Origin of the sequence: Pengzhenrongella sp. (assembly GCF_036565025.1) — a bacterium.
Lineage (GTDB): Bacteria > Actinomycetota > Actinomycetes > Actinomycetales > Cellulomonadaceae > Pengzhenrongella.
The window spans coordinates 1-7555 of the sequence record NZ_DATCNW010000439.1; the positions used below are offsets into that span (position 1 = coordinate 1).

Below are 7555 nucleotides of genomic sequence, written 5' to 3' on the forward strand. Positions count from 1 at the left end.
CCGCTACGGTGCGGCGGGCGAGGAGGATCCGGGTGGCCTACGCGGCGGGCTTGAAGTCGTAGATCGCCGGGAAGGCGTTGGTGGGCACCATCTCGACGGTGGTCTTCGGGTCCGTCACGACGCTGCCCTGCACGCGGTACCAGGGGGCGAACCAGGCCTGCTCGACGATGTACTTGTTGAGCTCGCCTGCGACCTTGGCCTGGGTGGCCGCGTCGCCCAGCTGGATCTGCTTGATGTACGCGTCCACCTTCGGGTCGTCGAAGTGGAACGGGTTGAACACGGCGGTCGGGGCGATCATGAACTGGATCAGCTGCCAGTCCGGGTTCTGCTCGAGCGCCATGAACGAGGCCGGGTACTTCGGCGCCAGCAGGTCGGCGATGAAGTTGTTGCCCGCGTCGGTGTTCTTGGCCGTGATGCCGACGTCGGCGAGCTGCTGGGTGAGCAGCGTGTAGGTGGTGGCGCCCAGCACGGTGCTGCTCGGCATGGCGAGGGTGAGCCCCTTGCTGTAGCCGGCCGCGGCGAGCAGCGACTTCGCCTTGGCCGGGTCGTACGGGTAGCGCGAGTCGAGGCTCTTGTCGTAGGCCTTGGAGGTCGGCGGGAACACCTGCTCGGTGACGGTGCCGTGGTCGGTCTGCAGGGCCTTGAGCAACGCCTTGCGATCGAATGCGTAGTTGATGGCCTGCCGCACGCGCACGTCGCCGAGCGCCTTGTTCGTCTTGCCTGCACGGTCGAGCAGGAGCAGGCCCTGGAAGTCGAGCTCGTTCGAGTTCACCTTCCACCCGGCCGCCTGGACCTGGTCGAGGTTGTCGTTGCTGGCGAGCTTGACGGAGTTGGCCTCGCCGGCCTTGATCGCGTTGAGCGCGGCGGTCGCGTCGGCGAGCACGTTGACCTTGATCTCCTTGTAGTGCTGCACGTCCTTGTTCCAGTAGTCCGGGTTCTTGGTGAACACGTAGGACGTACCGGTGACGGTCTTACCGGTATCGAGGAGATACGGGCCCGATCCGACCGGCTTCGTGGCGAGGTCGGGGCTGTTGAACGCGTTCGCGCTCTGGATGAGCCCCGGGTCGCGGGTGAGGTAGTTGAGCAGCGCCGGGTCGGGTGCGGCGAGCGTGATTACGACGGTCGTGGCATCGGGAGCGGCGACCGTCTTGATGTTCGAGAAGTAGCCGGCATCCGGCGACTTCCCGGTCTTGAAGCGCTCCAGGTTCTTCTTGACCACGTCGGCGCTGAGCTTCGACTTGTCCGAGAAGGTGACGTCGTCACGGATGGTGAGGGTCAGGACGGTGTTGTCGGCGTTGTACGCCCACTTCGTGGCGAGCCACGGCTCGATCGTGCCCTTGGGGGTGGCGAGCAGGAGCGTGTCGTAGACGGCCTGGTAGTAGACCGAGCGGTTGCCCCACTCGGAGCCGGAAGCGTCGAACGTGGTCGGCGCAACGATCGCACCGAGGACGAGGGTGGACGAGGCGCCGCCGCCGCCGGTGTCGCCGCTTCCGGTGCTTCCGCCGCTGCAGGCGCTGAGGGCGAATGCGGCGAGGGCGAGGGCGGCTGCCGCGGAGATCGCCGTTTTCCTTCGGGTCATCGTTGGTCCTTCCGGATCGAGAAGCGAGCCACCGTGGATCGCCGAACGCGACGCTAGCACCAAAACCGAGCGCTCGCTAGGATTTAGATGGTAACGTTTTGGGCACGCGGATTGGCCTTGAGCGGGGCGCCGTCTACGCTCGACCGACACCAGGAAGCGAGGAGCGCGGAGATGTCAGTAGACGACCTTCCCCGGACCAGGAAGCCGCGCGGCGAGTACAAGAAGAGCAAGCAGACTCGACTGCGCATCCTCGACGCGGGCCTGGCGGTGTTCTCCGAGAACGGCTACCGCAGCGGGTCCCTGCGCGAGATCGCCGAGCTCGTCGCCATGAGCGAGGCCGGGCTGCTCCATCACTTCCCCGGGAAGAGCGCGCTGCTCGCTGCGCTGCTGGACCACCGGGACAACCTGTCTCGCGAACGTGTCAACCTCGATGCCGAGGACGGTCTCGACACGCTGCGTGGTTTGGTCGACCTGGCCCGGCACAACGCCACCACCCCGGGTGTGGTGGAGCTGTACTGCACCCTCTCGGCCGAGGCGACGACCGCCGACCACCCCGCTCACCAGTACTTCGTCGACCGGTACACCGCGGTCCGGGACGGCATCTGGCAGGCGTTCACCCGGATCGAGAAGCTCGGGCTGCTGCGGCCGGGGGTTGATCCTCGGCGCGCTGCGATCAAGAGCATCGCGCTGTGGGACGGACTCCAGATCCAGTGGCTCCTCGATCGCGACGTGCTCGACATGGGCGACGAGCTGCACGAGTACTTCCAGAGCCTGGTGACCGTTCCGCTCTGACGGAAGCCGGCTCGAACGGTGGACGCCGATCGTGCCGAGTCGGACGCCGTGGCGGCGTGGCTTGCCGTCGAGCTCGACGAGATCAGTTCAGCGGCGGTTCACCCCTCGCGCGGGCCGGAAGTCCCAGGTCGGAGCCCACGCAACCGACTTTGGTCCCTGGACCGGCACTCTGCTCTCGGCAGACACTGGCCGTAAGAGCACGTTGGCGTGCGCCTGTGTTGCTCGACCAAGGGGGGAAACGGCCATGGCACGCACCGTCGTCGTCGGAATCGATGGAACCGCTTCGAGCCACGAGGCGCTGATCTGGGCCGCCGAGACGGCGCGGTCGCGCAGGGACGAGCTCGAGATCGTGTACGCGCTCGGGATCCCGGGCGCGAACATGGACCTGCTGTACGACGACGCGGTCAACCAGACGGCCGAGGAGCTGCTGGCGGCGGAGTCCGTGCGCGCCCTGGAGGTGGCGCCCGGGCTCACCCTGCGCACCACGCTGTCGCGCAGGGTTCCGGGCCAGGCCCTCACGGAGGCCTCGGCGCACGCCGCTCTGGTCGTGGTCGGGTCCCGCCCGCTCGGCGCGCTCGAGCGGGTCGTCTCCGGCTCGCTCAGCTATCAGGTGGCGGCCGGGGCGCTCTGCCCGGTGGTCGTCGTGCCGTCGGGAACCGGAACCGATGGGGTCGGCGTTGTCGTCGGGGTGGACGGGTCGCCCGACTCGCTCGAAGCGGTCGCCCTCGCAGCGGCGGAGGCCGACCGGTCGGGACAGGAGCTCACGGTCGTGCACGCCTGGCGGCCGCCGAGGACCACGTCCCGTGCCGAGGGGGCTCAGGAGAGGGAGCACGTGCTGCTTGCCGAGTCGGTCGCCGGTCTGAGCGAGCGCTACCCCGACCTGGTGGTCAACCGGCGGATCGTCAGCCGGCAAGCGGCGCAGGCACTGCTGGAGGCCGCCAAGTCGGCGAGGCTCCTGGTGGTCGGCAGCCGGGGTCGGGAGGGCGTCGCCCGGATGCTGCTCGGATCGGTGAGCCACACCGTGGTGCTGCACGCGACGTGCCCGGTGCTCGTCGTGCGCACCTGACGCGCGTGGCGGCGCTGGACGGTTGGGAGCGGATCGAGGCCGCCGAAGTCAGGCGCTCCGCGTCTGAGCGAACGTGGCTGTCGGCGACGTGGTTGTCGCAGCGTCAGCCTTGACGGATCCAGAGGGTGTTGCCGTCGGGATCGCGGAACCACGCGCCCCGTGCCGGACCCATCTGAGCGATGTGTCCGGTGGTGACGAGGGGGCCCTCGGTGTAGTCGAGGAACTCGACGCCCTTGGCGACGAGGTCCTGCACCACGGCGTCGATGTCGTCGACCTCGAAGTGGGCGAGCGTGTGCTCGGTCGTCGTCGGAGGTCGCTTGAAGACGGAGAGCTCGCTGACGGACCCGCAGCGGTACCGGATGCCGAACGGGGTCTCCCACAGGAGCGTCAGGCCGAGGGTCTCGCTGTAGAAGACCTTCGCGCGTTCGAGGTCCGTGACGGGGACCGTCGGCACGACCATCGTTGCGCTGATCATCGGATTCTCCTTCTCGGATGGACACCCACTGTGACGATAGCGATTCTGGCCGGTGGACATCGCCGGTTTGGCGAGGCTCGGGTCGACCATCGCTTCGTCCTCTCGGTGCTGGGGCGGGGTTGCTTTCCTCCCTTGACGTGGGCGGAGAGGCGGTGGTCTAGTGAGCCGACTTGAGTTGGAGGTAAGCCATGAGCGTTCATGACGAGCGGGTCGCTGAGTTTCACCGCCTGCACTCCTCAGGTTGCTTCGTCATGCCGAATCCGTGGGACGTCGGCAGCGCGCTGATCCTCGAGCAGCTGGGCTTCCCGGCGTTGGCAACGACGAGCGCCGGCTTCGCCTGGACATTGGGTCGGGCCGACGGAGGGGTCCGGCTGAACGAGATGCTGGAGCATCTAGCGGCTGTCGTCGACGCGGTGTCGCTGCCGGTGAACGCAGACTTTGAGGGCGCTTACGCGGTCGACCCAGAGCACGTCGCTGTCAATGTGATTCGTGCTGCGGCGACCGGGATCGCGGGCCTGTCGATCGAGGACTCCAGCGGCGACGAGGCGGATCCACTGTTCTCCCTCGAACTGGCGGTCGAGCGCGTGCGAGCGGCGCGAGCAGCGATCGACGAATCAGGGACGGGCGTCGTGCTCACCGCCCGCTCGGAAGGGTTCGTCGTCGGCCGCCCCGACATCGACGACACGATCCGGCGGCTGCGTGCCTATGGCGAAGCAGGTGCGGAATGCCTCTACGCCCCGCGGATCGACAGTGTTGACCACATCTCGGCCATCGTGGCCGCGGTGGCACCCAAGCCCGTGAACCTGCTGATCCATACCCCGTTCCTCACCGTCGCTGCGGCTGCCGCGTTGGGAGTGCGGCGGATCAGCGTCGGGGGCACGCTGGCCCGCGTCGCCTGGTCCAGCTTCCGGCAGGCTGCCCAGGAGATCGCAGACGCTGGAACCTTCACGCACTTCAATGATCTGCCGAACCCCGATGCACTGTTCGAGCAACGCTGACGGGCAGCGCACCGAGGTGTTTTGATCTGCAGGATCGGGGAGTCCCGCGTCGGCGTACGTATCGGCCCTGCCAGTACTCTCGGGGCGTGGCAGAGGAGCGAGGGCGTCACGCGCGCGACGCGGGCCAGGAGTCACCCGACGAAGACCACGGTGGGTGGCGCGTCCTGGTCGCGAAGGCGCTGCTGGTGGGCGGGCGTGTCCTTCCGTTCGTGACTGTCGCCGTGGTGACCTTGAGCCGCCTCACGCAAGCCTCGTGGGAGCGTTCGCCGCTCGATGACGCCGGGTTCACCACCGCGTGGGCGCCTAACCTGGCTGGGGCTCTCTCCTTTGTCCTGGGTTTCGCGCTTCCGGTCATCGTCCTGCCCGTCGGCTCCTCCGTGCTCTCGACTCGTGACGCCGGTCGATTGACGGTTCGCACCGTGCTCGGCCGGCGCACGATCGACCTCGCCGGCGCCACGACCTGGCGCGCCCGGCTGCCGGGAAGGGGAAGCGACACGCAGCTCGTCCTGGTGTGGTCCCGGACCGGATGGGCGATCCTCGCGGGGTCGGAGTACTGGCTCGACGACGGCTATCGGCTCCTGGACGATGTTGGCTCGCCTCGTGTCGCGCGCCGTCGATGGATCCCCGCCGCACGGGGATGGGTGATCATCCTGCTCTTGCCCGTGGTGGTCTTCGCCATATTCGGGGCCGGCGGCACGGCCGCAGGGCTGTTCTGAGCGGACCTGCCTTCGTCAAGACCAACGAGGCGCCGGACTGCACCCGCATCCTCGACACGAACGCCCCAAGTGAGCAGCCGTGGACCGCGACGCGCAGGCTTGAGCGCTGGTCTGCCGAGCCGCAAGCAAGGCCGCCGACGAGCGAGCGGTGCCGCCGCGTGCCGCGCCCGAGACGTCTGATCCGCACCGCAGTCTTCACGATGGGTCGGTCAGGTCTCGTCCCTCCAGGAGCCCTACTCCCGGCGCATCCCGCAGGTCACAGCCACATCCAAGTGCCCCGAGTGGGATTCGAACCCACACTGGATCGCTTTCGCCCGGCGGTTTCGGACACTTTTGGCTGTTGATGGAAACTGCCATTGATCTGGGGAAACACTCGATTCGGCGGCCCGGTAGCCATGGTCGAGTATGGCAATTCAGGGTTGAAAACGATGGGTAGAAGATGGGTGCGCCGAACCTCACAGCCCGTGAACTCTTGGCGCGCGGGCGTCGTCTCGGGCGCGCCTTTCACGGGCGAGAAACCTGACAGTAGCGGTTCCGCGCGCTCGGAGGTGTTGCGGTGGAGGGGACGTCGACGCCATCTTGTCCGCAACGTTCCGGTGCGGCCAGCGCGGGATCGACCCTGCCCACCATTCGGACCCGATCGCGACGGGAGGAGCACGACGGCCGCGATCGCTACAGCGACGAGCATCGTGGCGCCGAGGAGTTGCGTCGTCTGGAACGCAGCGCCGAACGCCGCGTGCGCCGCATCGAGGAGCGCACCGGCCCCCACGCCGGGAAGGTCTCGGGCGACATCGACCGCGCGTCCAACGGTTCCACCTGACCGGACACTCGCGGCGGCGGACCCCGCGCCCGTCGCTGCGGCCGTCGCCGTACTGCTCTCCGCTGTCGATCGCACCCGCGCCGACGGCGTATGGGAACGGCTCAAGGTCTGCGCTCGCGACGAATGCCGCTGGGCCTACTACGACGCCTCACGCAACCGGTCGGGCCGCTGGTGCTCAATGACGGACTGCGGCAACCGTGTCAAGATGAAACGCGCCTACGCCACCCGGACGCTCCACACCGACGCGTGAGCAAGAGAACGTATCGCCACATCGACACCAACGATGGCGCCCTGCGGAGCCCCAGCGACCTCACCTGCGACGAGGTGACCGACAAACCCCGGCGCGTCGCCACGGACCTTCAAGCCCCCGACCACCACCAAGGCTGCCCGAACGGGCAACGCTGGACCATGCACGGACTGGGCGCCGAACCGAGCGACCCGTGTCGTGTACCTGCACGACCAAGCGCCGACACATGGTGCGGGTCGGCCCGACCTGCGGTACGTACCGCGCCCAGGGCTGCACCAACATCTCCGCCTGGGCCGAATCGACCGTCCCGACCGTCCCGACCGGGGTTGGACCCGAGAGGCGCGTCAGCCTGTAGAGCAAGCTCGGCGTGGTTGTTGAGCGACGTCGTAAGGAGCCAGCACGACCGGCCGTCTGGATCGGGTCAGTGGCGTACGAGGAGTGCCATCGCATCGCCGGCGAAAGTCGCTTAGGTGTCGTTGATCAGCGGTGTCGAGTGGCCCGGACGCCGAGGTCGCCCCACGACCTACCGCTGAGCGACAGCCAAGTTCCCTGAGTATCACGTGGCGCTCGCGTGGTGGATCTTGCGCGAGAATCGGGCGATGACCGCGAGCCAGGACCGACGAGGTGGGGATCTCTCTTCAGGGGTGGTCGCAGAGGCCCTGCATGCGGGTGACGAGGCGGAGGTGCCGCTCCCAGGCGGTGACGTCACCGACGGGGTAGTGCGCAATGGTCGTAACTTAGGACCCCCTGCCAGTCGCCCCCGAGCGGGGATCCTCCTCTGGATCCCGCCTGCGTGGACCTCAAGTTACGTCCATTGCGTGCGGGCCCGCCCCGAGCGGGAGCGATCCAGTTTTGGGAAGGT

8 protein-coding genes are annotated in these 7555 nt (G+C 67.9%); 6 read left to right on the top strand and 2 right to left on the bottom strand.

Translation table 11 applies throughout. The features are described from left to right. Window positions 1–37: 37 nt before the first annotated feature. Window positions 38–1579 carry an ABC transporter substrate-binding protein gene (locus VIM26_RS25015; protein WP_331956046.1) on the bottom strand — a complete coding sequence of 514 codons (1542 nt, stop codon included), beginning with the start codon at window positions 1577–1579 and terminating at the stop codon, window positions 38–40. Window positions 1580–1750: 171 nt separating this feature from the next. On the opposite strand from VIM26_RS25015, the gene VIM26_RS25020 reads away from it, so the two are divergent. Together VIM26_RS25020 and VIM26_RS25025 are read left to right on the top strand one after the other, a co-directional pair. Then, window positions 1751–2371 carry a TetR/AcrR family transcriptional regulator gene (locus tag VIM26_RS25020; protein ID WP_331956047.1) on the top strand — a complete coding sequence of 207 codons (621 nt, stop codon included), beginning with the start codon at window positions 1751–1753 and terminating at the stop codon, window positions 2369–2371. A gap of 244 nt (window positions 2372–2615) precedes the next feature. After that, window positions 2616–3437: a universal stress protein gene (locus VIM26_RS25025; RefSeq protein ID WP_331956048.1), complete on the top strand. Its 822-nt coding sequence runs from the start codon at window positions 2616–2618 to the stop codon at window positions 3435–3437. Between the two features lie 103 nt (window positions 3438–3540). Here the strand turns inward: VIM26_RS25025 and VIM26_RS25030 are convergent, their stop codons facing one another. Continuing rightward, window positions 3541–3912 (bottom strand): VOC family protein, encoded by a 372-nt coding sequence (locus VIM26_RS25030; protein WP_331956049.1) that lies wholly within the window; start codon window positions 3910–3912, stop codon window positions 3541–3543. A 188-nt stretch (window positions 3913–4100) separates the two neighbouring features. Between VIM26_RS25030 and VIM26_RS25035 the strand changes: the two genes are divergently transcribed. The 4 genes from VIM26_RS25035 to VIM26_RS25050 all read left to right on the top strand — a co-directional run bounded on the left by VIM26_RS25035 (window position 4101) and on the right by VIM26_RS25050 (window position 6696). After that, on the top strand, window positions 4101–4910 hold the full coding sequence (locus VIM26_RS25035; protein ID WP_331956050.1) for an isocitrate lyase/phosphoenolpyruvate mutase family protein: 810 nt from the start codon (window positions 4101–4103) through the stop codon (window positions 4908–4910). A gap of 86 nt (window positions 4911–4996) precedes the next feature. Further along, window positions 4997–5626: a hypothetical protein gene (locus VIM26_RS25040; RefSeq protein ID WP_331956051.1), complete on the top strand. Its 630-nt coding sequence runs from the start codon at window positions 4997–4999 to the stop codon at window positions 5624–5626. Window positions 5627–6182: 556 nt separating this feature from the next. Beyond that, on the top strand, window positions 6183–6446 hold the full coding sequence (locus tag VIM26_RS25045) for a hypothetical protein (RefSeq protein WP_331956053.1): 264 nt from the start codon (window positions 6183–6185) through the stop codon (window positions 6444–6446). A gap of 52 nt (window positions 6447–6498) precedes the next feature. Then, window positions 6499–6696, top strand: coding sequence for a CGNR zinc finger domain-containing protein (locus tag VIM26_RS25050; RefSeq protein ID WP_331956052.1), 198 nt, complete (start codon window positions 6499–6501; stop codon window positions 6694–6696). Window positions 6697–7555 lie beyond the last annotated feature (859 nt).

Excerpts from the sequence above, each read along its gene's own strand:
- VIM26_RS25020 (WP_331956047.1), top strand. The coding sequence starts at position 1,751 with ATGTCAGTAGACGACCTTCCCCGGACCAGGAAGCCGCGCGGCGAGTAC.
- VIM26_RS25015 (WP_331956046.1), bottom strand. The coding sequence starts at position 1,579 with ATGACCCGAAGGAAAACGGCGATCTCCGCGGCAGCCGCCCTCGCCCTC.
- VIM26_RS25030 (WP_331956049.1), bottom strand. The coding sequence starts at position 3,912 with ATGATCAGCGCAACGATGGTCGTGCCGACGGTCCCCGTCACGGACCTC.
- VIM26_RS25035 (WP_331956050.1), top strand. The coding sequence starts at position 4,101 with ATGAGCGTTCATGACGAGCGGGTCGCTGAGTTTCACCGCCTGCACTCC.
- VIM26_RS25025 (WP_331956048.1), top strand. The coding sequence starts at position 2,616 with ATGGCACGCACCGTCGTCGTCGGAATCGATGGAACCGCTTCGAGCCAC.